Source organism: Streptomyces sp. NPDC058650 (assembly GCF_042717315.1).
GTDB lineage: Bacteria > Actinomycetota > Actinomycetes > Streptomycetales > Streptomycetaceae > Streptomyces.
This window is the reverse complement of sequence record NZ_JBHXRL010000016.1, coordinates 44,684-69,316: the sequence shown is the minus strand read 5'-3', so window position 1 is coordinate 69,316 and position 24,633 is coordinate 44,684. Positions and strand designations below refer to the sequence as shown.

Here is a 24,633-nt window from a genome sequence, read left to right as displayed (position 1 = left end):
TTTCTTCTCATGACTGAACGACTGATCGTGATCGGGGGCGACGCGGCGGGCATGTCCGCCGCGTCGCAGGCGCGCAGGCTCAAATCCGCCGGGGAGCTGGAGATCGTCGCCTTCGAGCGCGGTCATTTCTCCTCGTACTCGGCCTGCGGCATCCCGTACTGGGTCGGCGGGGACGTCGCCTCGCGGGGCGAGCTGATCGCCCGTTCCCCGGAGGAGCACCGGGCCCGGGACATCGATCTGCGGATGCGGACCGAGGTGACCGCCATCGACGTGCCGGGGCGGCGGGTCCTCTCCCGGGACCTCGACGCGGGCACGGAGGCGTGGACGGGCTTCGACAAGCTGGTGATCGCGACCGGCGCCCGGCCGATGCGTCCGTCGCTGCCGGGGATCGACGCACCCGGGGTGCACGGGGTGCAGACCCTCGACGACGGCCAGGCGCTGCTCGACTCGCTGGAGCGGACGCCGGGGCGGCGGGCGGTCGTGGTCGGCGCCGGATACATCGGCGTGGAGATGGCGGAGGCGCTCCTCGCCCGGGGGTACGAGGTGACGGTCCTGACCCGGGGCGAGCAGCCGATGGCGACGCTCGATCCGGACATGGGCCGGCTGGTGCACCGGGCGATGGACGGCCTCGGGATCACCACGGTCGTCTCCGCGGAGGTGACGAAGATCCTCACCGGCGCGGGAGGCCGGGTGCGGGCGGTGGCGACGGCCGACGCCGAGTATCCGGCCGACGTGGTGGTCCTGGGGACGGGCGTGGTGCCGGAGACCTCGCTCGCGCGGGCGGCGGGGCTGCCGCTGGGCGCGCGCGGCGGGCTGCTCACCGATCTCGCGATGCGGGTGCGGGGCCACGAGGACATCTGGGCGGGCGGTGACTGCGTGGAGGTCCTGGACCTGGTCTCGGGCCGGCAGCGGTACGTGCCGCTGGGGACGCACGCGAACAAGCACGGCCAGGTCATCGGGGCGAACGTCGGCGGCGACTACGCCACGTTCCCGGGTGTGGTGGGCACGGCGGTGTCGAAGGTCTGCGACCTGGAGATCGCGCGGACGGGCCTGCGGGAGAAGGACGCCCGGGAGGCGGGGCTGCGGTTCGTGACGGTGACGGTGGAGTCGACGAGCCGCGCGGGCTACTACCCGGGGGCCGCGCCGATGACGGTGAAGATGCTGGCGGAGCGGCGTACGGGCCGGCTGCTCGGCGTGCAGATCGTGGGGCGGGAGGGCGCGGCCAAGCGCGTGGACATCGCGGCGGTCGCGCTGACGGCGGGGATGACCGTGGAGGCGATGACGGCCCTGGACCTGGGGTACGCGCCGCCGTTCTCGCCGGTCTGGGACCCGGTGCTGATCGCGGCCCGAAAGGCGACGGCGGCCGTTCGGGCGGCGGGATGACCCGAGCGGCGGCGTGACACGGGGTGACGGTTTGCGTGAATACCGTCACCGTGAGTGTCTGATCACATGATCCGACACACCGCGCGTGCGCTCTGCGCCGCCTCACTCGTCATCGCCCCGCTCGCCCTGTCCGTGACCCCGGCTCACGCGGTCACGACCTGCACGGTCAACGGCTTTCCCGTGACCGGCACGGTCGTGTCCGGCACCCCCGGCAGCGACGTCATCCGCTGCGCCTCGGTCGTCGGCGGCGACCAGGTCAACGGTCTCGGCGGCAGCGACACCATCGTCGTCACCGGCTCGGTCGCCGGCCTGGTGACCGGCGGTCCGGGCGCCGACTACCTCAGCACCCCCGGCACGGTCTCCGGCACGGTGTCCGGGGGTGACGCGGCCGACTACCTCACGGCCGGGACCGTCACCCCGAGCGGCACCGTCACGGGCGGGCTCGGGAACGACTACCTCCGGGTCTCGGCCAACGCGGGCATCGTCGACGGCAGCCTCGGCTTCGACTTCTGCCGGGTCGGCGTCGGCAACGCACCGGTCAACTGCGAGGCCTAGAGAGGACCTCGGGAGACTCCCCCGCGCGGGCGGCCGCCTGACGACGGTCAGACGGCCGTCCGCGTGTGCACGTAGTCGACGAGACGGGTCAGGGCGTCCGGGTCCATCGACGGCATGACGCCGTGGCCCAGGTTGAAGACGTGCCCCTCCAGGCCCTTCGCGGCGGCGAGGACCTCGTCCGTCTTCGCCTCCACGACCTCGCGCGAGGCGAAGAGCACGGCGGGGTCCAGGTTGCCCTGGAGCGCCTTGCCGGGGCCGACGCGGCGGGCGGCCTCGTCGAGCGGGACGCGCCAGTCGACGCCGACGACGTCCGCGCCCGCCTCGCCCATGAGGCCGAGCAGCTCGCCCGTACCCACGCCGAAGTGGATGCGCGGGACGCCGTAGCCGGCGACCGCGTCGAAGACCTTCACGGAGGCCGGCATCACCGAGCGGCGGTAGTCGGCCGGGGCGAGGGCGCCCACCCAGGAGTCGAAGAGCTGTACGGCGGAGGCGCCGGCCTCGATCTGCACCTTGAGGAAGGCCGAGGTGATCTCGGCGAGGCGGTCGAGCAGGTCGGCCCAGAGCTGCGGGTCGCCGTACATGAGCGCCTTGGTGTGCTCGTGGTTACGGGACGGGCCGCCCTCGACGAGGTAGCTCGCGAGGGTGAAAGGCGCGCCCGCGAAGCCGATGAGCGGGGTCTCGCCCAGCTCGGCGGTGAGCATTCCGATGGCCTCGGTGACGTAGTGGACGTCCTCGGGGGTCAGGTCGCGCAGCCGGGCCAGGTCGGCGCGGGTGCGGATCGGCTCGGCGACGACCGGGCCGACGCCGGGCTTGATGTCGAGGTCGATGCCGATGGCCTTGAGCGGGACGACGATGTCGCTGAAGTAGATGGCCGCGTCGACCTTGTGCCGGCGGACCGGCTGGAGCGTGATCTCGGTGACCAGCTCGGGCCGCATGCACGACTCGAGCATGGGGATGCCCTCGCGGACCTTCAGGTACTCGGGGAGGGAGCGCCCGGCCTGCCGCATGAACCAGACGGGGGTGTGCGGCACGGGCTCGCGCCGGCATGCCTTGAGGAACGCGGAGTCGTGCGTCCGCGACTGCTGCTTCGTCTGCTGGCCCTGCGGGCGGCTATTGGCACTCACGCCCAGAATCTTCGCATGTGGCGGGAAGCCGCTCGTCCGGGCCGGGTGTCCCTCCCCGCACTGAGGCCCCGTTCCGCCTACTCTTCCCCGCATGGCTGCGGCTCAGGGACATTTTTCCGATCATTCCGACGGCAAAAGAGGGACGGACGAGACAGCGGACAGTACGGAGACGAACCCGGTACCCGCCGCCTTCCGGCGTGCGGTGGAGGCGCTGCGATCGGCGCGACTGCGTTCCGAGATCGAGATCGACCCGACCAGGCCCCCGCAGCGCCTGGCCCCGTACGCGTACGCGGTGGAGGCGGCCGTCGTCGACGGCGAGGACGATCTCGCGGACGGACGGCTCGTGCTGCTGCACGATCCGGACGGCCACGAGGCATGGAAGGGGACGTTCCGGCTGGTGACGCTCGTCCGGGCGGAGCTGGAGCCGGAGATGGCGGCGGACCCGCTGCTCCCCGAGGTGTGCTGGTCCTGGCTGACCGGGGCCCTGGAGGCACGCGGGCTCGCGTACGGGGAGGCGAGCGGGACCGTCACCATGGCGGGCTCGCACTATTTCGGCGGGCTCGCGGACCGGAGGCCGGCGACCCAGATCGAGATCCGGGCCTCCTGGACGCCGCGCGAGGGGCTCGGCGGGGTGCCGGACACGGGGGCGCACCTGGCGGCCTGGTGCGATCTGCTCTGCCAGATCGCGGGGCTGCCTCCCGCCCCGGCCGAGCCGGCGCCGGGTCCGGCGGGGACGGTGTCGGGCGCGGGGATCGTCTCGCTGCCCCAGCGGCGGGGCCCCCAGCAGGTGTAGGAGCTTCTCCGGCGGGCCCTCTCCAGCGGGACGGGAGGCGTCCGCCCGGGGTCCTCGCGAGCGTCCGGTCGGGCATCCACGCAGGGTCCGATCGGGGGCCCGATCAGGGGTCCGATCAGGGTTCCGATCGGGGGTCCGCTCGTAGGATGATCGATCACGCGTCCGAATTGCCCTAATTGTTACTCACCAAATCGTGATCTTTCCCTAAAGGAGGAGGGCTCAGCTGCCGAAGGAGTCAGTGACCCCTTCAGCAGCACGGGTTCGCCCCCCGGCTTCATCCCCGAGCCGGCTCCGTCCCGCACCCTTCCCCCCAGGAGGCCTGGTGTCCGTTCTCCTCGAGCAGCCCGCAAGCCTGGTCGCCTACCGCCCGAACAAGCCGACGGCCATGGTCGTCGTTGCCGACCCGCGCGTCCGCTCCACCGTGACCCGCCACCTGTGGGCCCTCGGAGTACGCGACGTGATCGAGGCTTCTTCCATCGCGGAGGCACGTCCCCGCGTCGGCAATCCACGCGACATCTGCGTGGCCGACGTCCACCTGCCCGACGGCAGCGGCCTGACCCTGCTGTCCGAGACCCGCGCCGCGGGCTGGCCCAACGGACTCGCCCTCTCGGCCGCCGATGACATCGGCGCCGTACGCAACGCCCTGGCGGGCGGCGTGAAGGGCTATGTCGTCACCGGTACCCGTACCAACATCGGCCACCCGACCCGGCCCGGAGCCGCACCCATCGGTTCCGCCGCCGCACGTCTGGGCCACCGCCGCCCCCCGGGTGCCCCGAGCCACCCGGGCGGCTACCGCGAGCTCTCCGGCCGTGAGGTCGAGGTGCTCCGGCTCGTCGCGGAGGGCCAGTCGAACAAGGCGATCGGCGTCTCCATGGGCCTCTCCGCCCTCACCGTCAAAAGCCACCTCGCCCGCATCGCCCGCAAGCTGGGCACCGGCGACCGCGCCGGCATGGTCGCGGTGGCCCTGCGGACGGGCATCATCCACTGACGGAAGGCCAGTGGAAAGCCCGCGCCTGTCGACGGAACGTTCCGTCGACAGGCGCTTGCCGTTCACCGATACCCTTGACAGGTGACCGACGCCCAAGAGACCGCAGCAGACACAGCACTGCGCACCACCGGGGGCGGCCCCCCGGACGACGATGTCCCTGCGAATGGGCTTCCGATCCCGTTGCTGGAGCCCCGCGAGGGGATCCCGCCCGTCGTCGAGACCGACGAGGCCCTCGCCGAGGTGATCGCCGCGTTCGCCGCCGGGACGGGCCCCGTGGCCGTCGACGCCGAGCGCGCCTCCGGCTACCGCTACGGGCAGCGCGCCTACCTCGTACAGCTCCGCCGCGAGGGCGCGGGCAGCGCGCTGATCGACCCCGTGGGCTGCCCCGACCTCTCGGGGCTCGGCGAGGCGCTCGCCGGGACCGAGTGGATCCTGCACGCCGCGACCCAGGACCTTCCGTGCCTGCGCGACATAGGCATGCTCCCCACCTCGCTCTTCGACACCGAGCTGGCCGGACGGCTCGCGGGCTTCCCGCGCGTCGGCCTCGGCGCGATGGTCGAGTCCGTCCTCGGCTACGCCCTGGAGAAGGGCCACTCCGCCGTCGACTGGTCCACCCGCCCGCTGCCCGAGCCCTGGCTGCGGTACGCGGCGCTCGACGTCGAACTCCTCGTCGACCTGCGCGACGCGCTGGAGAAGGAGCTCGACCGGCAGGGGAAGCTGGAGTGGGCGCACCAGGAGTTCGACGCGATCGCCTCCGCCCCGCCCGCCCCGCCGCGCAAGGACCCGTGGCGCCGTACCTCCGGCATGCACAAGGTGCGCCGGCGCCGCCAGATGGCGGTCGTACGGGAGCTGTGGACGGCCCGTGACAAGGTCGCCCAGCGGCGGGACGTCTCCCCCGGCAAGGTGCTGAGCGACGCGGCGATCGTCGAGGCGGCGCTCGCGGTGCCGGTGAACGTGGCCGCGCTGACGGCGCTGCCCGGCTTCGGCAACCGGATGGGCCGTCGCCAGCTGGAACAGTGGCAGGCCGCGGTGGACCGTGCCAGGGCCCTGCCGGAGAGCGAGCTCCCCCAGCCGGGCCAGCAGGTCGCGGGCCCGCCCCCGCCGCGCGCCTGGGCGGACAAGGACCCCGTCGCGGCGGCCCGCCTCTCGGCGGCGCGCGCCTCGGTCTCGGCCCTCTCGGAGGAGCTGAACCTCCCCCAGGAGAACCTGATCACTCCGGACACGGTCCGCCGCGTCTGCTGGGAGCCGCCGACCCCGGCGACCCCGGAAGCCGTGGCCACCGCCCTGGCCGGCTACGGCGCCCGCCCGTGGCAGGTCGAACTGGTGACCCCGCTGCTGGTGGAGGCGTTGACGGCGACGGCGTGACCCCGCTTCGAGAGAGCCCCCGACCGCGTGCGGCCGGGGGCTCCGCCGTCCCGTGGGACCCATGAGCCGCTGTGGGCCTCCTAGGGGGCCGGGCTGAGGTTCCCGTCGGTGTCCATGTCGAAGACGCCCTGGGTCTTGCCGTCGACCTTGAGGTGCTTGAGCCAGTGCTTGGAGAGGTTGTGCACGTTCTTGTGCTGCATCTCCCAGACGACCGAATGCCCCGCGCAGGCCAGTTTGACCATCAGCTTGTGCGGGCCCGCGACGGCGTCGTAGAGCGCGGGGACCGAGAAGTTGAGTTCCGGGTTCGGGTTGGGCGGTGACGTGTTCACCTGCTTGTCGTACTCCCCGTACACGATCAGTACGGGCACGCCGCCGCCGAGCACCCCGCCCTGCGCCGCGGTGGTGTCGTTCCATCCCCACCGGACGAAGTTCCTGATCCGGTTGAACCCCGTCGGGGGTCCCCACGTGCTGCCGACCGGGTCGTTCGCCATGATCGCGTCCCATGCCACGTCGACGATGCCGGGCGCGCGCTGCCCCTCGCAGGGCGCCTCGCCCTTCCAGCCTTGGTCAAACCCCGACTTCCCGCCGATGAAGGTCGGGAAGCCCGGGACCGGAAGCACGGCCGGTGGGTTCGAGGTGCCGAGGGGCGGGAAGATCGGCGCCAGCAGGAACAGGCTCTCCACCTTCGCGGGGTTCTTCACCGCGTACGGGCCCATGGTGAACGCGGCGGCGGACCAGCCGATGAAGGCGACCTTCTCCACGCCGCACTCGGCGCGGATGAATTCCACGACCGTGTTCAGCTCGTCCCGGTCGCTGTTCGAGTTGGTCAGCTGGAACGGGTAGTTCGGCGTGCCCGGAACGAATCCCGGCGGCCTCGGCGTCAGCAGGGGCTGCTGGGCCGGGTTGACGTTGTGGGGGTCGTCCATCTTGGGACGCGGGGAGCGTCCGGAGCCCTGGAGGTCCATCATGAAGACGTCGTAGCCGGCCTTCGCCAGCGCCTCGGCCCAGCTGTACGACTCGTACTGGAGGTCGAAGCCCGCGAGCACCGGGACGCTCCGGCCGTGGAGCATGAGGACCGGTGTACGCGTCCCGGTGTCGGACGTGTCGCGCCGCTCCCGTACGAAGAGCTTGACCGCCTCGCCCGCGTTCGCGGGGACGGTGGACGTGTGAGGGACCTCGTGGTCGGTGGTGACGATCGCCATAGGAGTCCGTTCCGTGCGCAGCGCCGGGGCCTCGTGCCCCGGCGCGGCCAGACTCCGCCCGGGGCGGGTGTTCGCGGCGCGACACGGCCGCCGCCCTGGGCCCATCGGGTGGCAGGACCGTTCGAACGGACGGGCGTACGCGGGGGGCGCGCGGCCGGTCCTGCGGCATCCTCGGGATGTGACCTTCGCCGCTTGCCCCCCAGGGGCTGGGCAGTCCGGTTACTCACAAGTAGCATGAAGGAAGCAAGCGCACGCTTAGGCGTGTCGCGGCAGCAGTGCCATCCCGCACCCTGGAGGAGAGCCATCGTGCCTCGTAGCGTCAGGGACGTCGTCTTCGTCGACGGCGTCCGCACCCCGTTCGGCAAGGCGGGCCCGAAGGGCATCTACCACGAGACCCGCGCCGACGACCTCGTCGTCAAGGCCATCCGGGAGCTGCTGCGCCGCAACCCCGGCCTCGACCCCGCGAAGATCGACGAGGTCGCCATCGCCGCGACCACGCAGATCGGTGACCAGGGCCTGACCCTCGGCCGCACGGCGGGCATCCTCGCCGGGCTGCCGCAGTCGGTGCCGGGCTACTCGATCGACCGCATGTGTGCCGGCGCGCTGACCGCCGTCACCTCGGTGGCCGGTTCGATCGCCTTCGGCGCGTACGACGCCGTCATCGCCGGTGGCGTCGAGCACATGGGCCGTCACCCCATGGGCGAGGGCGTCGACCCGAACCCGCGGTTCGTCAGCGAGAAGCTGGTCGACGAGTCCGCCCTGTTCATGGGCATGACCGCCGAGAACCTGCACGACCGGTACCCGAGCATCACCAAGCAGCGCGCCGACGAGTACGCCGTGCGCTCGCAGGAGAAGGCCGCCAAGGCGTACGCCGACGGCAAGATCCAGCAGGACCTGGTGCCGATCTCGGTGCGCCGCACCGACGCCTCCACCGGCGAGACCGGCTGGGGCCTGGTCACCGCCGACGAGCCGATGCGCCCGGGCACCACCCTGGAGTCGCTCGCCAACCTGAAGACGCCGTTCCGCGTCCACGGCAACGTGACCGCGGGCAACGCGGCCGGTCTCAACGACGGCGCGACCGCCTCGATCATCGCCTCCGAGGACTTCGCCCGCGAGCACGACCTCCCGGTCAAGATGCGCCTCGTCTCGTACGCCTTCGCCGGCGTCGAGCCCGAGGTCATGGGCTACGGCCCGATCCCGGCGACCGAGAAGGCCCTCGCCAAGGCCGGTCTGTCGATCGAGGACATCGACCTCTTCGAGGTCAACGAGGCCTTCGCGGTCCAGGTCCTCGCGTTCCTGGAGCACTACGGCATCGCCGACGACGACGCCCGCGTCAACCAGTACGGCGGCGCCATCGCCTACGGCCACCCGCTCGCCTCCTCCGGCGTCCGTCTGATGACGCAGCTGGCCCGCCAGTTCGAGGAGAACCCGCAGGTCCGCTACGGCCTCAACACCATGTGCGTCGGCTTCGGCATGGGCGCGACGGTCATCTGGGAAAACCCCCACTGGGAGGGCAAGTGAGCACCACCGCCGAGCTTCTGAAGGGCGCCGCCGCGCTCTTCCCCGACGAGGTCGTCACGAGCGCCCACGTACGGCACTTCGAACTCCCCGCCGGTGCGGGTCGGTTCGCGCTGATCACGCTGGACAACGGCTTCGACCACACCAAGCCGACCACCTTCGGCCCGCAGTCGCTCGCCAACCTGAACACGGCGATCGACCAGGTCGAGGCCGAGGCCACGAACGGTGAGATCGTCGGCGCCGGCATCACCGGCAAGCCGTTCATCTTCGCCGTCGGCGCCGACCTCAAGGGCGTCGAGCTGCTGAGGAAGCACGACGAGGCCCTCGCCATCGGCAAGGGCGGCCACGACGTCTTCAAGCGTCTGTCCGCGCTCGCCGTGCCGACCTTCGCGTACTACAACGGCGCGGCCATGGGCGGCGGCGTCGAGGTCGGTCTGCACTGCACCTACCGCACTGTGTCGAAGGCCCTGCCGGCCTTCTCGCTGCCCGAGGTCTTCCTCGGCCTGGTGCCCGGCTGGGGCGGCTGCGCGATCCTGCCCAACCTCATCGGTGCCGAGAAGGCCGTCTCGGTCATCATCGAGAACTCGCTGAACCAGAACCGTCAGCTCAAGGGCAAGCAGGTCTTCGAGCTCGGCATCGCCGACGCGCTCTTCGAGGGCGCGGACTTCCTGGAGCAGTCGCTGATCTGGACGGCCTCCGTCCTGAACGGCTCCGTCACCGTCGAGCGCCCCGAGATCGACCGCGGTGAGGGCTGGGACCAGGCCGTCGCCAAGGGCCGTGCCATCGCCGACTCCAAGGTGCACGGCGCCGCCCCGGCCGCCTACCGCGCCCTCGACATCATCGAGGCCGCCAAGGACGGGGACCTGCAGAAGGGCTTCGACGCCGAGGACCAGGCCCTCGCGGACCTGATCATGGGCGGCGAGCTGCGCTCCGGCATCTACGCCTTCAACCTGGTGCAGAAGCGCGGCAAGCGCCCCGCCGGCGCCCCGGACAAGTCGCTGGCCCGCCCGGTCACCAAGGTCGGCGTCGTCGGCGCCGGTCTGATGGCGTCCCAGCTGGCCCTGCTCTTCCTGCGCCGCCTCGAGGTGCCGGTCGTCCTGACCGACATCGACCAGGAGCGCGTCGACAAGGGCGTGGGCTACGTCCACGCCGAGATCGAGAAGCTGCTCGGCAAGGGCCGCATCAACCAGGACAAGGCCAACCGTCTCAAGGGCCTGGTCTCCGGTGTCCTGGACAAGGCCGCCGGCTTCGCGGACGCGGACTTCATCATCGAGGCCGTGTTCGAGGAGATGTCCGTCAAGCAGAAGGTGTTCGCGGAGGTCGAGGCGGTCGCCCCGGCGCACGCGATCCTCGCCACCAACACCTCCTCGCTGTCGGTCTCCGAGATGGCGTCGAAGCTCCGGAACCCGGAGCGCGTGGTCGGCTTCCACTTCTTCAACCCGGTCGCGATCCTCCCGCTCCTGGAGATCGTCCGCGGCGAGCAGACGGACGAGGCCTCCCTGGCCACCGCGTTCGGTGTCGCGAAGAAGCTGAAGAAGACCGCGGTCCTGACGAAAGACGCCCCGGCGTTCGTCGTGAACCGCATCCTCACCCGCTTCATGGGCGAGATCCAGAACGTCATCGACGAGGGCACCTCGGTCGAGACCGCGGAGAAGGCCATCGAGCCGCTCGGTCTGCCGATGTCCCCGCTGGTCCTCCTGGAGCTCGTCGGCCCGGCGATCGGTCTGCACGTCTCCGAGACCCTGAACCGCGCCTTCCCGGACCGCTTCACGGTCTCCCCCAACCTGAAGGCCGTCGTCGAGGCCGGCAAGCGCGGCTTCTACGTCTACAAGCCCGAGAACGGCTTCAAGCCGGAGCTCGACCCCGAGGTCGCCGCCCTCCTCGTCCAGGGCGACTCCGTCCTGACCGAGGAGCAGGTCCGCGACCGCGTCCTGGACGCGGTGGCGCAGGAGATCGGCCTGATGCTGGAGGAGGGTGTCGTCGCCGAGGCGCAGGACATCGACCTCTGCCTGATCACGGGCGCGGGCTGGCCCTTCCACCTGGGCGGCATCACGCCGTACCTGGACCGTGAGGGCGTCTCCGAGCGCGTCAACGGCAAGCGTTTCCTGGCGCAGGGCGTGGCGAGCGTCCCGGCGTAACGCCGGAGCTCACTCCCTCAGGGCGTACGCGAACGGCCCCGGCACCTCTCCAGGTGCCGGGGCCGTTCGCGTACCGAGGGGTACGGGGGGTCAGCCCACGGGGCGCCAGCTCTCGAGGAGGAGGCCGTCCGTCGCTGCCTTCTGGCGCGTGGTGACCAGTGTCCCGCCGCCGGCCAGGGCCATCGCGACCAGGCGGCCGTCGAGCCCCCGGGTGAGGACCGTGGTCAGCTGCCCGCGCGGCTCCCCGGTCTCCGACCAGCGCGCGCCCGCCTCCTCCTGCTCGCTCGGGTAGGCGGCGAGGGCGAGACGGCCGTCGGCCGACTGCTGGGCGAGGACCGTGCAGTCGAAGCCGTCGATCAGACAGCGGGTGGCGGAAAGCCGTCCCGCACCGACCGCGTCGGCGAGGCGCGTCGGCGCCAGCCCGCGTCCCGGGGACCAGGCGCGGACGCCGCCGTCCTTGTCGCAGTAGAAGAGCGTCACGTGGCCCGAGGGGCCGGTCACCGCGGCGAGCGTGCCGGGGACGGCCTCCGCGGGCACCACGTCCTGGCGGACGGGCTTGGCCCCGGGCTCCTCCTGGACGTAGCGGAGCAGGCCCTTCGCGGTGGCCGTGAGGAGCTCGACGCGCCCCTGGCCGTTGACCGCCGCGACCGGGGACGCGTCGGTGCCCGAGCCGTGCAGGTCCCACCACGGGTGCCAGCCGCCCGCGTCCTTCTGCGCCCGGACGCTCAGTCCGCCGCCGCCGTTCCGTACGAAGGCGTACGCGCGGCCCTGGGCGTCCACCGCGACGGCCGGGTTCCCCGTCCACGGCCCCTTGCCGTTCGAGTGCCCGAGGGAGCGCCACGCCACGGCGGGACGGCCCGTCTGGAACTGGATGCTGTGCACCAGCTCGACGTGTCCCTCGTCCCCGGGCGTGGGCCGCAGACCGACGAGGTGGACGTAGCGGTCGGCGCCCTGGCCGACCGCGAGGAAGGGCGTCAGACCGTCGCCGCCGAGGGAGTCCGGCCCGCTCCAGCCGCCGGTGGGCTCCTCGGTCCAGCGCACCACCTCACCGTCCCGGGGCAGGTACACGCTGAACCGTCCCTCCTCCCCTCTGGTCAGCCAGCCGCCCTGGAGGAGCGGGGCGGAAGTGGAACCGTGGGCAGAGGCTGTGGGGGCCTGGGATCGATTCGCCATGGGGGGATCCAGCGCTCCGGTCGTCGGGGGAGTTCGGGTACGAACCGACTGTAGTCGCCCGCCCGAACCCCTCCGCCCGCCGGTGCCGTGCCCGCTCAGTACTTCGCTTCCCGGCGCTCCCGGCCCTCCCGGCCCAACCGGCTGTGCCCGCGCCCGTACAGGAAGTACACGACGATGCCGATCGCCATCCACACGGCGAAGCGGAACCAGGTCTCGCCCGGCAGGTTGAGCATCAGCCAGACCGAGGCGGCGATGGAGAGGATCGGCAGCGCCGGCACCCAGGGGGTGCGGAAGGAGCGCGGCAGGTCGGGGCGGGTCCGGCGGAGCACCATGACGCCGATGGCGACCACGACGAAGGCGAAGAGCGTGCCGATGTTCACCAGGGTCGCGAGCTCGTTGATGCTGGTGAAGCCCGCGACGATGGCGATGATCACACCGAGGAGGATCGTCGGGCGGTACGGGGTCCGGTACTTCGGGTGGGTGACGGAGAAGAAGCGCGGCAGCAGGCCGTCGCGGCTCATCGCGAAGAAGACGCGGGTCTGGCCGAGGAGCAGGATCAGACAGACCGTGGTGAGGCCGACGGCGGCGCCGAAGCTGATCACGCCCGCGTAGAAGGGATGCCCTGCGGCCTTGAAGGCGTCGGCGAGCGGGGCGCTCACGGACAGCTCCGTGTAGTGCTGCATGCCGGTGACGACGAGTGCCACGGCCACGTACAGCACGGTGCAGATGAGGAGGGAGCCGAGGATGCCCCGGGGCATGTCCCGCTGCGGCAGCTTGGTCTCCTCGGCGGCGGTGGCCACCACGTCGAAGCCGATGAAGGCGAAGAAGACCACCGAGGCGGCGGTGAAGATGCCCATCACGCCGAAGTTGGTGGGCTCGTAGCCGAAGAGGAGCTGGACGAGCGGGGAGTCCCAGTTGGAGCCGCCGCCCTCCGGGGTGACGGCCGGCGGGATGAACGGGTCGTAGTTGTCGCCGACGATGAAGAACAGGCCGGCGATGATCACGATCATCACCACGGTCACCTTGATCGCCACGACGACCGCGGTGATCCGGGCGGAGAGCTTCATGCCCAGGACGAGGACGACGGTCAGCACCAGGACGAGGACGAAGGCCAGGATGTCGAAGGAGCCGCCGGGCGCATCAGGGCCTTGGAGCGACGCTGGTAGATGCCAGTCGATGTTGTCCATGAGCGAGCGGACGTACCCCGACCAGCCGACGGCCACCACCGCCGTACCGAGCGCGAACTCCAGGACGAGGTCCCAGCCGATGATCCAGGCGGGCAGCTCGCCGATCGAGGCGTACGCGAAGGTGTACGCCGATCCCGCCACCGGCACCGTCGAGGCGAACTCGGCGTAGCAGAGGGCGGCGAGGGCGCAGACGATGCCTGCCGCGACGAAGGCGAGGGCCGTGGCCGGTCCCGCGTTCTCCTTGGCGACCTTGCCGGTGAGGACGAAGATGCCGGTGCCGATGATGACGCCGACGCCGAACACCGTCAGATCCCAGGCCGACAGGGATTTGCGGAGCGCGTGCTCGGGCTCCTCCGTGTCGCGGATCGACTGCTCGACCGACTTGGTCCGGAACATTCCGGAATTCGCCCGTGGCTGTTGGTCCGTACTCACCCTGGCACCTCCGCGCCGTGCCTGACGTCGATCTCGGAGCCTCCGTGAACGGGAGGCTGAGGTGACGCTGCCCGCAGAACGCCAGAATGCACGCGAAAAGGCCGGTCGGCACCCGGGAGGGTGAACCGACCGGCCCAAAGGTTACTCAGTGTGACCGGAATTCGCTGGTGCGGAGTCAGTCGCGCGCGGGTTCCACGGCCTTCGCGCTGGGCTCGAACCTTCCGTCGAGACGCGAGACCAGACCGGTGACCTGGCGGGCGATGTCCGGGGCGGTCAGCCCGATCTCGGCCATGACCTCAGCGCGCGAGGCGTGGTCGAGGAAGCGCGGCGGGATGCCGAAGTCACGCAGCGGCACGTCCACGCCGGCGTCGCGCAGGGCCTGCGCGACGGCCGAGCCGACGCCGCCCACGCGGCTGTTGTCCTCGACGGTGACGACGACCCGGTGGCCCTCGGCGAGCGGGGCGAGGGCCTCGTCGACGGGCTTGACCCAGCGGGGGTCGACCACGGTGGTGGAGATGCCCTGCCGGTCGAGCAGGTCGGCGATCTCCAGGCACATGGGCGCCAGGGCGCCCACGGAGACCAGGAGGACGTCCGGCCGGTTGGAGCCGGGCTCGCGGAGCACGTCCATGCCGCCGACGCGGCGCAGGGCCGGTACGGCGGGGCCGACGGCGCCCTTGGAGAAGCGGACCACGGTCGGGGCGTCGGTGACCTCGACGGCCTCGCGCAGCTGGGCGCGGACCTGGTCGGCGTCGCGCGGCGCGGCGAGCCGCAGACCGGGCACGACCTGGAGGATCGACATGTCCCACATGCCGTTGTGGGAGGCGCCGTCCGTGCCGGTGACGCCGGCCCGGTCCAGGACGAAGGTGACGCCGCACTTGTGCAGGGCCACGTCCATCAGGACCTGGTCGAAGGCGCGGTTGAGGAAGGTCGCGTAGACGGCGAAGACCGGGTGGAGGCCGCCGGTGGCGAGGCCGGCCGCGGAGACGGCGGCGTGCTGCTCGGCGATGCCGACGTCGAAGACGCGGTCGGGGAAGGCCTTGGCGAACTTGTCGAGGCCGACGGGCTGGAGCATGGCCGCGGTGATCGCGACGATGTCCGCGCGCTCCTTGCCGAGCTCGACCATCTCCTGGGCGAAGACGCCCGTCCAGTCGGCGCCGGAGGAGGAGATCGGCAGGCCGGTGTCGGGGTGGATCTTGCCGACGGCGTGGAAGCGGTCGGCCTCGTCCTGGAGCGCCGGCTGGTAGCCGCGGCCCTTCTCGGTGAGGCAGTGGACGATGACCGGGCCGCCGAAGCGCTTGGCACGGGTCAGCGCGGACTCCAGGGCCTCGAGGTCGTGGCCGTCGATGGGGCCGACGTACTTGAGGCCGAGGTCCTCGAACATGCCCTGCGGGGCGATGAAGTCCTTGAGACCCTTCTTGGCGCCGTGCAGGGTCTCGTAGAGCGGCTTCCCGACGACCGGGGTGCGCTCCAGGATGTCCTTGCCGCGCGCGAGGAAGCGCTCGTACCCGTCGGTGGTGCGCAGGGTGGCCAGGTGGTTGGCGAGGCCGCCGATGGTCGGGGCGTAGGAGCGCTCGTTGTCGTTGACCACGATGACGAGCGGGCGGTCCTTGGCGGCGGCGATGTTGTTCAGCGCCTCCCAGGCCATGCCGCCCGTGAGGGCTCCGTCACCGATGACGGCGACGACGTGGTCGTCCTTCTTCAGGACCTCGTTGGCCTTGGCGAGGCCGTCGGCCCAGCCGAGGACCGTCGAGGCGTGCGAGTTCTCGATCACGTCGTGCTCGGACTCCGCCTGCGAGGGGTAGCCGGAGAGGCCGCCCTTCATCTTGAGCTTGGAGAAGTCCTGGCGGCCCGTGAGCAGCTTGTGGACGTAGCTCTGGTGTCCGGTGTCCCAGAGGACCTTGTCCTTCGGGGAGTCGAACACCCGGTGCAGGGCGATGGTCAGCTCGACCACCCCGAGGTTGGGGCCGAGGTGCCCGCCGGTCTTGGAGACGGCGTCCACGAGGAACGTCCTGATCTCGTCGGCCAGCTGGTCCAGCTGTTCCGGGGAAAGCCGGTCCAGATCTCGCGGTCCCCTGATACGGGTCAGCAGAGCCACCCGTGCCTCCTTGCGTTTGAGCTGGTCGAGCTTGCCGATTTGTCGAGTCTAATGTTCCGTCTTGGATCGCGGGCATCGGGCCAGGGGGTGAGGCGTCACCCTCATGGCGGACGTCCCGCTGATCTGTACGGCTCTGTACGCGCTGGTGCACTGCTCCGGACGCAGCAGTGCCCGGCGCCGGTTTCGCGGCGCCGGGCATTGTGGCGAGCGTTACGCGCGGGATGACCTTACGCGCGGCCGGCCGTCTTCTGCGTCTTACGGGAGACCGAGTCGATGATCACGGCGATGAGCAGGACCGCCCCGGTGATCATGTACTGGATCGCGTTCGAGGACAGGTTCATCTGGTTGAGGCCCTGGACGATCGACTGGATGACCAGGATGCCGAGGAGCGCCGACCAGACCTTGCCGCGTCCGCCGAAGAGGGACGTGCCGCCGATGACCGCCGCGGCGATGCACATCATCAGCTGGTTGCCGCCGCCGAGGGAGCGGTCGGCGCCGCCGGTCGCGGAGGCGAGGAAGAGGCCGCCGATCGCGCCCATGGTGCCGGAGATCATGAAGACCGAGATCCGGATCCACGAGACGTTGATGCCGGCGCGGCGGGCTGCCTCGATGCCGCCGCCGACCGCGAAGACCTGCCGGCCGTACGTGGTGCGGCGCAGCACGAAGTCGGTGACCAGCAGGATCACCAGGAAGATCACCAGGGAGAGCGGGAGGCCCTGCTCCTGGTTGAAGCCGTACGCGGCGACGAGGACCAGGACCGCCAGGACGGCGGTGCGCAGGATGATCTCGCTCTGCGGGCGGTGCGGCAGCTCGGCCGCCTTGCGGCGGCGGGCGTCGCGCAGCTGGGCGAGGTAGAAGGCGGCGACGACGGCCACGGCGAGGCCGTAGGCGGCGGCGACGTCGGAGAAGTAGTACTTCGTGAGGTCGCCGACGAAGCTGCCGATCGGGGTGGGGATGGTGGACCGGTCGCCCATGACCCAGGTCTGCAGGCCCGCCCAGCCGAGGAAGCCGGCGAGGGTGACGACGAAGGCGGGCACGCCGATCTTGGCGAAGACCAGGCCGTGGAAGGCGCCGATGAGGGTGCCGGAGAGGATGCCGAGGACGATCGCGAGGACGTCCGGCATGTCCGTGCCGAGGACGCCCCAGACCGCGCCGGCCAGGCCCGCCACGGAGCCGACGGCGAGGTCGATCTCGCCGAGCAGCAGGACGAAGACGATACCGACGGCCATGATGCCGGGGCCGACCGCGTACAGCGTGATCTGGTCGAGGTTGTACGAGGTGATGAAGTTGCCGGTCAGCGCCTGGAAGACGATGCCGATGACGATGAGGCCGACGACGACCGGCAGCGAGCCGATCTCGCCGGAGCGGATCTTGCGCTTGAACTCGTCGACGTAGCCCTTGAGGCCCTGCTGGCGGACGAGGAGGCGGGGGTCGACGGCGGGGATCGCCGCGGCGGCCGGGGCGTCCTCGCTCGTACGGGGGTCGGGCACGGCGGCCTGGTCGCTCGCGGCGGAAGGGGTCTTGCTCACTTCGCTACCTCCGCGTTGCGGGCCTGGCGGCGGGTCACGGCGTTGTCCGTGGCTCCCGTGATCGCGGCGATGATCTCTTCGTGCGTGGTGGTGGCCACCGGGAAGGTGCCGTTGTTCCGGCCCAGGCGCAGCACGGCGACGGTGTCGGCCACGGCCTTGACGTCGGCCATGTTGTGGCTGATGAGGATGACGCCGAGGCCCTGCTCGCGCAGCCGCTCGACCAGGTCGAGGACCTGCGCGGTCTGCTCGACGCCGAGGGCGGCGGTCGGCTCGTCCAGGATCACGATCTTGGGATTGCCGACGAGGGCGCGCGCGATGGCGACGACCTGCCGCTGGCCGCCGGAGAGGGCGGCGACGGGGATGCGGACACTGGGGATGCGGATGGAGAGGGTCGAGAGGAGGTCCTTCGCCCGCTTCTCCATGGCGACCTCGTCGAGGACGCCGCCCTTCTTGATCTCCCGGCCGAGGAACAGGTTGGCGACGACGTCGAGGTTGTCGCAGAGGGCGAGGTCCTGGTAGACGGTCGCGACTCCGAGGTTCTGGGAGTCGTGGGGGCGGTTGATCTCGACCGGCTCGCCCTCCCACTCGATGGTGCCCTCGTCGATGGGGTGCACGCCGGCGATCGTCTTGACGAGCGTCGACTTGCCCGCTCCGTTGTCGCCGACGAGCGCGACGACCTCTCCTGCGTGGACTTCGAGATCGACACCGGAGAGGACCTGAACCGCTCCGAACCGCTTGAAGATCCCGCGCAACGCCAACACGGGCGTCTGGGACACGTGAACCAACTCCTTCGCCACCGGTGCGGCGGCGGGCCTGGCGCGCCGCCCGGGCGGCGCCGAAATCTGAGGGGGGCTTGCACGTCCGGCTCCCGGACCGACAGCGGGGTCTGGGTCGGCCGGGAACCGGACGGCGTAGGTGGGGACGGGAGCCCGTTCGTGGCGCGTCTCCGCCGCGCGCTCCTTCACCTCTTGCACGTGCCGTCCGGCCGGGAGGCCGGTCGTACGGGCGGGGAGGCGGGGGCGGGGCGGTCGTACGCGGCCACGGGGGGGCCGTCGCCGGGGGCCGGGCCCTCGCGGGGCCCGGCGGGGCTCAGGACGAGACCCGGAGGGTTACTTGATGCCCAGCTCGGTGCACTTGGCGGCGAGGTCCGCGGTGCAGATGTCGGCGGCCTTGTAGATGCCGTCGGCGATCACCGTGGTCTGGATGTTGGTCTTGTCGACCACGACCGGGGCGAAGAGCGTGGAGGGCACGCCCTCGGTCTCGCCCTGCGCGCCGAGCTCCTTGCCCTGGAGCAGGTTCACGGCGAACTTGGCGGCCTCGGGGGCCAGCTGGAGCGGCGACTTGTAGATCGTGAAGGTCTGCGAGCCGGCGACGATGCGCTGGATGCCCGCGACCTCGGCGTCCTGGCCGCCGACCGGGACGTTCTTCACGCCGGCGTTCTCGAGGGAGGTGATGATGCCGCCCGCCATGCCGTCGTTGGCGGAGTAGACGGCGCCGATCTTGTCCTTGCCGACCGAGGAGATCGCGGCGGACATCTTCTCGCCGGCGACCTTCGGGTCCCACTCGCCGGAGGCCTCGTAGGCGATCTTGCCGACCTTGCCGTCGAGCGCGGTGTGGGCGCCCTTCTTGAACAGACCGGCGTTCGGGTCCTTCTCGTCGCCGTTGATCATCACGACGTTGGCGGTGGCGGCCTTGGAGCCGAGGGCGGCGAGCAGCGCCTGGCCCTGGAGTTCGCCCACCTTGTTGTTGTCGTGGCTGACGTAGGCGTCGGCGCCCGGGACGGGACGGTCGTACGCGACGACCTTCACGCCCTTCGCCTTCGCGTCCTTGACCCAGCCCGCGGCCTTGGCCGAGTCCACCGGGTCGAGGGCGATGACCTTGACGCCGTCGGCGATCAGCTGGTCGAACTGCTGCTTCTGCTTGACGACGTCGGAGACGGCGTTGTTGTACACGATCTCGCAGTCGGAGCAGGCGGCCTTGACGGCCTTCTCGAACTGGGGCTTGTCCAGGGCCTCGTAGCGCGAGGTCTTGTTCTCGGGAAGGAGCAGCCCGATCTTGGTGGTGCTGCCCTTGTCTTCGCTGTCGCCACCGCCGGCCTGGCCGCAGGCGGCGAGCGAGAGGGACATCGAGACCGCGGCCGTGGCTATGACGGCGCGACGCGTCACTGCGTTCATGTGGGGTTGCCTCCCTGACGAGGCCGCGACGTTGCGGCCGAGGATGCACGAAGTCAACTCGGCCGCAACACTGCCGTCAAGAAGTAAATTCTTAACGAGATGACAACGGTGGTGTTCGTTATCTAAGTGAAGGCAGGCGTGGAGGCCGGGGCCGCCGTCGGCAACGGGCTCTCCAATAGGGTCGAATCGCCCATCTCGCTCAGGACGAGGGCGAGGGCGCCGAGCACCTCCGCGCGCCCGCCGAGCGCCCCCTGGGCCAGCGAGAGCTGCCGGGCGGCGCTGGGGATCGCGTACCGCGAGACGGAGTCCCTGATGGGCGCGAGGACCAGCTCGCCGGCCTCGGCGAGGTCGCCGCCCAGCACGACCCGGCTGGGGTTGAGGAGGTTGCAGAGGTTGGCGATGCCGCTGCCGATGTGCCGGCCGACGTCGGCGATGACCCGGCGGCAGCCGGGGTCGCCCGCCCGGGCCAGCTGCACGACCCGTTCCATGGTCAGGTCCGGGCCGTGGCTTGGCTGGAGGAGCGGCAGGACGTAGCGGGCGGCGGTGAAGGTCTCCAGGCAGCCGCGGTTGCCGCAGCGGCAGACCGGTCCCGACTCGTCGAGGGTGATGTGCCCGATCTCGCCCGCGGTGCCGCCGGGCCCCCGGTAGACCCGCCCGTCGATGACGAGGCCGGCGCCGACGCCGCTGGCCACCTTGATGTAGGCGAGGTCCTTGACGCCCCGCCCGCTCCCCCAGACCAGCTCGCCGAGCGCGCCCAGGTTGGCGTCGTTGTCGACGTGCACGGGGACGCCGAGGCGGCCGGAGAGCTCCTCGGCGGGGTTGATGCCGCTCCAGCCCGGCAGGATCGAGGTCGAGCCGAGCCTGCCGGAGGAGACGTCGATGGGGCCCGGTACGCCGAGACCGACGCCGATGACCTTGTCGCGGCTGATCCCGGTGGCCGCGATCAGCCGGGTGACCAGCTGTTCCGCCCGGTCGAAGCCTTCGGCGGCGGAGGCGTCCACGTCGAGCGGCTCGGCCTCCTCGGCCAGGACCTGGTGGGCGAGGTTGCCGACGGCGACCCGCAGATGGGTATGGCCGAAGTCGACGCCGATGACGATGCCCGCGTCCCCGGAGAGCGAGACGCTGCGGGCCCTTCGGCCGCCCGCGGAGGTGGGGACGACCTCGACCGTCCCGCCGTCCTTCAGCTCCCGCACGATGTTGGAGACCGTGGCTGCGGACAGGCCCGTCGCCCGGGCGATCTCCGCCTGGGTGAGCGAGCCGGCCATGCGTACCGCCCGGACGACCCGTTCGAGATTGGCCCTGTGCAGAGACGTCTGCGACCCCGGAGTCTCCATCGACTCACTCACTCCCACCGTTTTCTCCAACATGTGAACTCTAAGGGGACGCTTTCGGCTTGCCCCCCGTCAAGACCTTGAGCGGTGGGGGTCGGGTGTCACGGCATACGAAGGGCCCCCGGCGCGGCGGCGCCGGGGGCCCTTCGGGGCGGGAGAGCGGGCCTTCGGGACCCTGTCGCGGCTACTTCACGGCGCCGGCGGTGAGACCGGCCACCACCTGCCGCTGGAAGATGATGTACGCGGCGAGGACCGGCAGCATGGCCATCACGAGACCGGCGAAGAGACCGGACCAGTCGCCCTTGTAGCCCTGGCTGACCGCGAGCTGCACGAGGCCCTGCGAGAGCACCTTCTGCTCCTGCTCCGTGTTGAGCACGGTGGGCAGCAGGTACTGGTTCCACTGGCCGAGGAAGTTGAAGATGCCGACGCTGATCAGGCCCGGCTTGGCCATGGGCAGCATGACCTGGAAGAACGTCCGGGTGTGCGAGGCGCCGTCGATGCAGGCCGCCTCCGCCACCGAGCTCGGCAGGGTGCGGAAGAAGGCGGTGAGGAAGAAGACCGTGAACGGCAGCGAGTACGCGATGTAGACGAGGATCAGGCCGTGCAGCGAGTTGAGCAGGGCCATGTTCTGCATCACGTAGAAGAGCGGCACGAGCGCCAGGATGATCGGGAAGCTCATCCCTCCGATGAAGAGGAAGTAGATGAAGCGGTTGCCCGGGAAGTCGAAGCGGGCCAGCACGTAGGCCGCCATCGAGCCGAGGAGGAGGGTGCCGATGAGCGAGCCGCCGACCACGAGGACCGTGTTCAGGAAGTAGTCGCTCATGTGCGCGTCGGTCCAGGCGCGCGACCAGTTCTCGAAGTGCAGCTTGTCGGGCAGCGACCACGGCGCGGTGAAGATCGCCTTGTCGGTCTTGAAGGAGGTCATGACCGCCCAGAGCAGCGGCATGACGACCATGATCGCCCAGATGATCAGGACCCCGTGCGAGAAGACGTTGAGGATCCCGCCCTCACGCTTGGGCTCCTCGCGTGTGACGGGGGCCGTCGTCTTGACCGGAGCGGTGTCCGCGCCACTCGGGGAGCCGGGGGTCTTGTCGAGGCCGGTGGAGGCCGTGTCGGTCGTCTTCATCAGAACTCCAGCCGCTCGCGCCGGCCCACCTTCATCACGAGGGCCGCGAAGGCCAGCGTGACGATGAGGAGCGCGACACCGATGGTCGTTGCGTAGGCGGCCTGACCGTCCCGGAATGCCTTCTGGTACACGTACAACGGAAGGACGATGGTGGAGTAGTCGGGCCCGCCGCCGTTGGGGCCGACGGTCATGATCTGGACGACGGCGAAGGACTCCGCGCCGAGGGCGAGGATGCCCATGTAGATCCACCCGGACTGCACGGTGTCCCAGAGCAGCGGCAGGGTGATCTTGAAGAAGGTGGTGAAGCGGTTGGCGCCGTCGAGCAGGGCGGCCTCGTAGAAGTCCCTCGGAATGGAGGCCATGCCGGCCGAGAAGAGGACGACGAAGAATCCGACCGTGGACCAGACGAGAACCACCATCACGCAGATGAGGGCGAGGTCCGGGTCACCCAGCCAGTCCGGCTGGACACTCCCCAGACCGACGAGCTTCAGCGCGGAGTTGATGGCTCCGCTGTTCGGGTTGTACGCGAACTGGAAGAGCAGCGCGACGATCACGATCGACAGCACCTGCGGGAAGAAGTACACGATCTTGTAGAACGATGATCCGCGTACTCCCGCGATGGCCGCTCCCCGGCGGCGCCGACCGCCGACATTGAGCATGAAAGCGAAGAACAGCGCGAGCCCGACGGTCACCAGCGGCAGCACCACGGCGAAGGTCAGACTGTGCTGGAGCGATTTCCAGAAGATCTCGTCGTCCAGCATTCTGCTGTAGTTGTCGAATCCGACCATTCCGAATTCGGGACTCAGCCCGGTCCAGTCCGTGAACGAGTAGTAGATGGACTGGATGAACGGCCAGATGACGAAGAGCGCGTAGAGCGCGAGGGGAGCCGCGAGGAACCCCACGATGAAACGGTTCTTGCCGTGCTGCATTCCTACCGACCCCGATCTTCCCGCGGAGGCGCGCCGCCGGTGCCGCGCGCGAAGGAACCGGGGCCCGCTCCCGGTCGGCGGGAAGGGGCCCCGGCACTGCTCACTGGTGCTTGTAGTGCTTGATGTTCGGGTCCTTGGCCGCCTCGTCGGCGAACTTCTGGATCTTCTTGATCGTCTCGGCCGGGGTCGCGCGGCCGGCCATCATCTCGCCGATGCAGGCGACGCCGATCTTCTCCTTCTGCAGGGCCACGTACCAGTCCTGCAGCCGCGGGTTGACGACGTTCTGACCGGCCTTCTGCAGGGCGGCGACACCGGACTTGAGGCCCGGGGTCAGCTCGATGCCGTCGGTGCCGCCGTTGAAGGCGGAGAGGGACTTCACGGACTGCGTGAAGTTCTTCGACGAGGCCTCGCTGAGCATGATGCGCAGCTGCTCCATGCCGCCCTCGGCGTTCGCCGCCTTGGCCGGGACGATGAAGGGCTCGCCGCCGGAGGCCCACATGGTGCCGAAGGGCATCTTGTCGGAGGCGTCGAGGCCGGTCGGCGCGGAGACGGCCAGGTCGAAGTCGGCCGGCATGGTCTTCGCCGCCTCGTTCTCGACCCAGGAGCCGTTCGGGATGAAGAGCGCCTTGTTCTCGGTCCAGGCGGTCTGCGACTGGATGTGGTCGAGGCCGGGGGTGCCCTTGAGGATGTAGCCCTTGCGCTGGAGCTCGTAGTACGCCTCGAAACAGGCCTTGACCGCGGGGTGCTCCCAGGCCTTCGGCTCCAGGTTGTCGATGGCGTCCAGGACCTCGCGGCCGCCGACCTTGCCGATCATCGGGTAGAGCGAGAAGGGCAGGTAGTACGGGTGCTTGCCCGCGTACGTCCAGCCGGCGATGCCCTTCTTCTTGGCCTTCTCGCAGACGGCCAGCATCTCGTCCCAGGTCTCGGGGTACTTCGCGTCGAGGGAGTCGAGCAGCTTCTGCGAGTACCAGACGCCGTAGACGGTGTAGGCGTAGTAGAGGACCCAGACCGGGGCGCCGTCGAACTGGCCCATCTCGACGATGCCGGGCCGCAGCGTGTCGCGGACCGTCTTGCTCGGGTCGTCGATGGAGGGCGCGTCGAGGAGGGCGGTGAGGTCCGCCAGCTGCTTCTGGCCGACGAGGACACCCATGTCCATCTGCTCGGCGCCGGAGTTGTCGATGAGGTCCGGCGGGTTGCCGCCGTTGAAGCGCGGCTGGAGGACCGTCGTGATCTTCTGAGTGGGGGTGAACTTGACCTTGGCCTTGGGGTAGTTCTTCTCATAGATCGTGATCGCGTCCTTGGCGTACTGCTGTCCGAAACCGCCGTCGAAGAGGACGAAGTCGAGTGCCGCCCCCTCGTTCACCCCGAGCGGGTTCTTTTCGGACTTCGTGCCCTTCTCGACCTTTTCGTTTCCGTCGCCGCTGCTGCTCGCGCAGGCGGAGAGGAAGCCCATCGTCGGCACCGAGATCAGGCCGATCGCCGCGGAACGCTTGATCAGATCGCGACGGCCGAGGCCGCCCTCATTGGTGTGTGCGGAGGTGGATCCCATGCTCAAGTCCTCGCCTTCATTCAGGACTCAGGCGGTGTACCG

At 70.4% G+C, this 24,633-nt stretch carries 19 protein-coding genes; 7 read left to right on the top strand and 12 right to left on the bottom strand.

Going from position 1 to position 24,633, the window contains the following annotated elements; all coding sequences use genetic code 11:
• The first annotated feature begins 9 nt into the window (after window positions 1–9).
• Both ACFWWU_RS25840 and ACFWWU_RS25835 read left to right on the top strand, forming a co-directional pair.
• The gene (locus ACFWWU_RS25840) at window positions 10–1,383 is read left to right on the top strand and encodes an FAD-dependent oxidoreductase (protein ID WP_384148185.1); all 1,374 of its coding nucleotides are present in this window, start codon (window positions 10–12) and stop codon (window positions 1,381–1,383) included.
• Between the two features lie 66 nt (window positions 1,384–1,449).
• Window positions 1,450–1,938, top strand: coding sequence for a hypothetical protein (locus tag ACFWWU_RS25835; RefSeq protein ID WP_384148184.1), 489 nt, complete (start codon window positions 1,450–1,452; stop codon window positions 1,936–1,938).
• Window positions 1,939–1,985: 47 nt separating this feature from the next.
• Here the strand turns inward: ACFWWU_RS25835 and hemE are convergent, their stop codons facing one another.
• A complete protein-coding gene (hemE, locus tag ACFWWU_RS25830) occupies window positions 1,986–3,062 on the bottom strand; it encodes a uroporphyrinogen decarboxylase (protein ID WP_384148183.1) in 1,077 nt (358 codons plus the stop codon).
• A 91-nt stretch (window positions 3,063–3,153) separates the two neighbouring features.
• On the opposite strand from hemE, the gene ACFWWU_RS25825 reads away from it, so the two are divergent.
• The 3 genes from ACFWWU_RS25825 (at window position 3,154) to ACFWWU_RS25815 (ending at window position 6,208) form a co-directional block, all read left to right on the top strand.
• Window positions 3,154–3,855, top strand: coding sequence for a DUF3000 domain-containing protein (locus ACFWWU_RS25825; RefSeq protein ID WP_384148182.1), 702 nt, complete (start codon window positions 3,154–3,156; stop codon window positions 3,853–3,855).
• 322 nt (window positions 3,856–4,177) lie between these two features.
• Window positions 4,178–4,843: a response regulator transcription factor gene (locus ACFWWU_RS25820; protein WP_017242457.1), complete on the top strand. Its 666-nt coding sequence runs from the start codon at window positions 4,178–4,180 to the stop codon at window positions 4,841–4,843.
• Window positions 4,844–4,924: 81 nt separating this feature from the next.
• Entirely contained in the window at window positions 4,925–6,208 is a 1,284-nt protein-coding gene (locus tag ACFWWU_RS25815) for a ribonuclease D (protein ID WP_384148181.1), read from the top strand.
• An 80-nt stretch (window positions 6,209–6,288) separates the two neighbouring features.
• On the opposite strand, the gene ACFWWU_RS25810 is transcribed toward ACFWWU_RS25815, so the two are convergent.
• Window positions 6,289–7,410 carry an alpha/beta hydrolase gene (locus ACFWWU_RS25810; protein WP_384148180.1) on the bottom strand — a complete coding sequence of 374 codons (1,122 nt, stop codon included), beginning with the start codon at window positions 7,408–7,410 and terminating at the stop codon, window positions 6,289–6,291.
• A gap of 306 nt (window positions 7,411–7,716) precedes the next feature.
• On the opposite strand from ACFWWU_RS25810, the gene ACFWWU_RS25805 reads away from it, so the two are divergent.
• Together ACFWWU_RS25805 and ACFWWU_RS25800 are read left to right on the top strand one after the other, a co-directional pair.
• Window positions 7,717–8,931 (top strand): acetyl-CoA C-acyltransferase, encoded by a 1,215-nt coding sequence (locus ACFWWU_RS25805; protein WP_024755102.1) that lies wholly within the window; start codon window positions 7,717–7,719, stop codon window positions 8,929–8,931.
• On the top strand, window positions 8,928–11,066 hold the full coding sequence (locus tag ACFWWU_RS25800; protein ID WP_384148179.1) for a 3-hydroxyacyl-CoA dehydrogenase NAD-binding domain-containing protein: 2,139 nt from the start codon (window positions 8,928–8,930) through the stop codon (window positions 11,064–11,066). Before ACFWWU_RS25805 ends, ACFWWU_RS25800 begins: the two co-directional genes overlap by 4 nt.
• 90 nt (window positions 11,067–11,156) lie before the next feature.
• Here the strand turns inward: ACFWWU_RS25800 and ACFWWU_RS25795 are convergent, their stop codons facing one another.
• From ACFWWU_RS25795 to ngcE, 10 genes are all read right to left on the bottom strand, one after another.
• Window positions 11,157–12,239 (bottom strand): hypothetical protein, encoded by a 1,083-nt coding sequence (locus ACFWWU_RS25795; protein WP_384148178.1) that lies wholly within the window; start codon window positions 12,237–12,239, stop codon window positions 11,157–11,159.
• Between the two features lie 95 nt (window positions 12,240–12,334).
• Window positions 12,335–13,822 carry an amino acid permease gene (locus ACFWWU_RS25790; RefSeq protein WP_384148177.1) on the bottom strand — a complete coding sequence of 496 codons (1,488 nt, stop codon included), beginning with the start codon at window positions 13,820–13,822 and terminating at the stop codon, window positions 12,335–12,337.
• A gap of 211 nt (window positions 13,823–14,033) precedes the next feature.
• Window positions 14,034–15,953, bottom strand: coding sequence for a 1-deoxy-D-xylulose-5-phosphate synthase (gene dxs / locus ACFWWU_RS25785; protein WP_384148176.1), 1,920 nt, complete (start codon window positions 15,951–15,953; stop codon window positions 14,034–14,036).
• 227 nt (window positions 15,954–16,180) lie between these two features.
• Window positions 16,181–17,482, bottom strand: coding sequence for a sugar ABC transporter permease (locus tag ACFWWU_RS25780; protein WP_384148175.1), 1,302 nt, complete (start codon window positions 17,480–17,482; stop codon window positions 16,181–16,183).
• Window positions 17,479–18,267 (bottom strand): ATP-binding cassette domain-containing protein, encoded by a 789-nt coding sequence (locus ACFWWU_RS25775; protein WP_329620684.1) that lies wholly within the window; start codon window positions 18,265–18,267, stop codon window positions 17,479–17,481. Before ACFWWU_RS25775 ends, ACFWWU_RS25780 begins: the two co-directional genes overlap by 4 nt.
• Window positions 18,268–18,591: 324 nt before the next feature.
• The gene (locus tag ACFWWU_RS25770; RefSeq protein WP_384148174.1) at window positions 18,592–19,656 is read right to left on the bottom strand and encodes a sugar ABC transporter substrate-binding protein; all 1,065 of its coding nucleotides are present in this window, start codon (window positions 19,654–19,656) and stop codon (window positions 18,592–18,594) included.
• Window positions 19,657–19,778: 122 nt separating this feature from the next.
• Window positions 19,779–20,990, bottom strand: coding sequence for an ROK family protein (locus ACFWWU_RS25765; protein WP_384148173.1), 1,212 nt, complete (start codon window positions 20,988–20,990; stop codon window positions 19,779–19,781).
• A gap of 181 nt (window positions 20,991–21,171) precedes the next feature.
• Entirely contained in the window at window positions 21,172–22,113 is a 942-nt protein-coding gene (locus ACFWWU_RS25760; RefSeq protein WP_384148172.1) for a carbohydrate ABC transporter permease, read from the bottom strand.
• Window positions 22,113–23,042 carry a carbohydrate ABC transporter permease gene (locus tag ACFWWU_RS25755; protein ID WP_384148171.1) on the bottom strand — a complete coding sequence of 310 codons (930 nt, stop codon included), beginning with the start codon at window positions 23,040–23,042 and terminating at the stop codon, window positions 22,113–22,115. The genes ACFWWU_RS25760 and ACFWWU_RS25755 overlap by 1 nt, the downstream gene beginning before the upstream one ends.
• A gap of 100 nt (window positions 23,043–23,142) precedes the next feature.
• Window positions 23,143–24,591 (bottom strand): N-acetylglucosamine/diacetylchitobiose ABC transporter substrate-binding protein, encoded by a 1,449-nt coding sequence (gene ngcE, locus ACFWWU_RS25750; RefSeq protein WP_384148170.1) that lies wholly within the window; start codon window positions 24,589–24,591, stop codon window positions 23,143–23,145.
• Window positions 24,592–24,633 lie beyond the last annotated feature (42 nt).

Bases quoted from the DNA above. Each gene is read 5' to 3' on its own strand.
- ACFWWU_RS25840 (WP_384148185.1), top strand. From the start codon at position 10: ATGACTGAACGACTGATCGTGATCGGGGGCGACGCGGCGGGCATGTCC.
- ACFWWU_RS25760 (WP_384148172.1), bottom strand. From the start codon at position 22,113: ATGAAGACGACCGACACGGCCTCCACCGGCCTCGACAAGACCCCCGGC.
- ACFWWU_RS25835 (WP_384148184.1), top strand. From the start codon at position 1,450: ATGATCCGACACACCGCGCGTGCGCTCTGCGCCGCCTCACTCGTCATC.
- ACFWWU_RS25770 (WP_384148174.1), bottom strand. From the start codon at position 19,656: ATGAACGCAGTGACGCGTCGCGCCGTCATAGCCACGGCCGCGGTCTCG.
- ACFWWU_RS25765 (WP_384148173.1), bottom strand. From the start codon at position 20,990: ATGGAGACTCCGGGGTCGCAGACGTCTCTGCACAGGGCCAATCTCGAA.
- ngcE (WP_384148170.1), bottom strand. From the start codon at position 24,591: ATGGGATCCACCTCCGCACACACCAATGAGGGCGGCCTCGGCCGTCGC.
- ACFWWU_RS25810 (WP_384148180.1), bottom strand. From the start codon at position 7,410: ATGGCGATCGTCACCACCGACCACGAGGTCCCTCACACGTCCACCGTC.
- ACFWWU_RS25790 (WP_384148177.1), bottom strand. From the start codon at position 13,822: ATGTTCCGGACCAAGTCGGTCGAGCAGTCGATCCGCGACACGGAGGAG.
- ACFWWU_RS25825 (WP_384148182.1), top strand. From the start codon at position 3,154: ATGGCTGCGGCTCAGGGACATTTTTCCGATCATTCCGACGGCAAAAGA.
- ACFWWU_RS25795 (WP_384148178.1), bottom strand. From the start codon at position 12,239: ATGGCGAATCGATCCCAGGCCCCCACAGCCTCTGCCCACGGTTCCACT.
- ACFWWU_RS25755 (WP_384148171.1), bottom strand. From the start codon at position 23,042: ATGCAGCACGGCAAGAACCGTTTCATCGTGGGGTTCCTCGCGGCTCCC.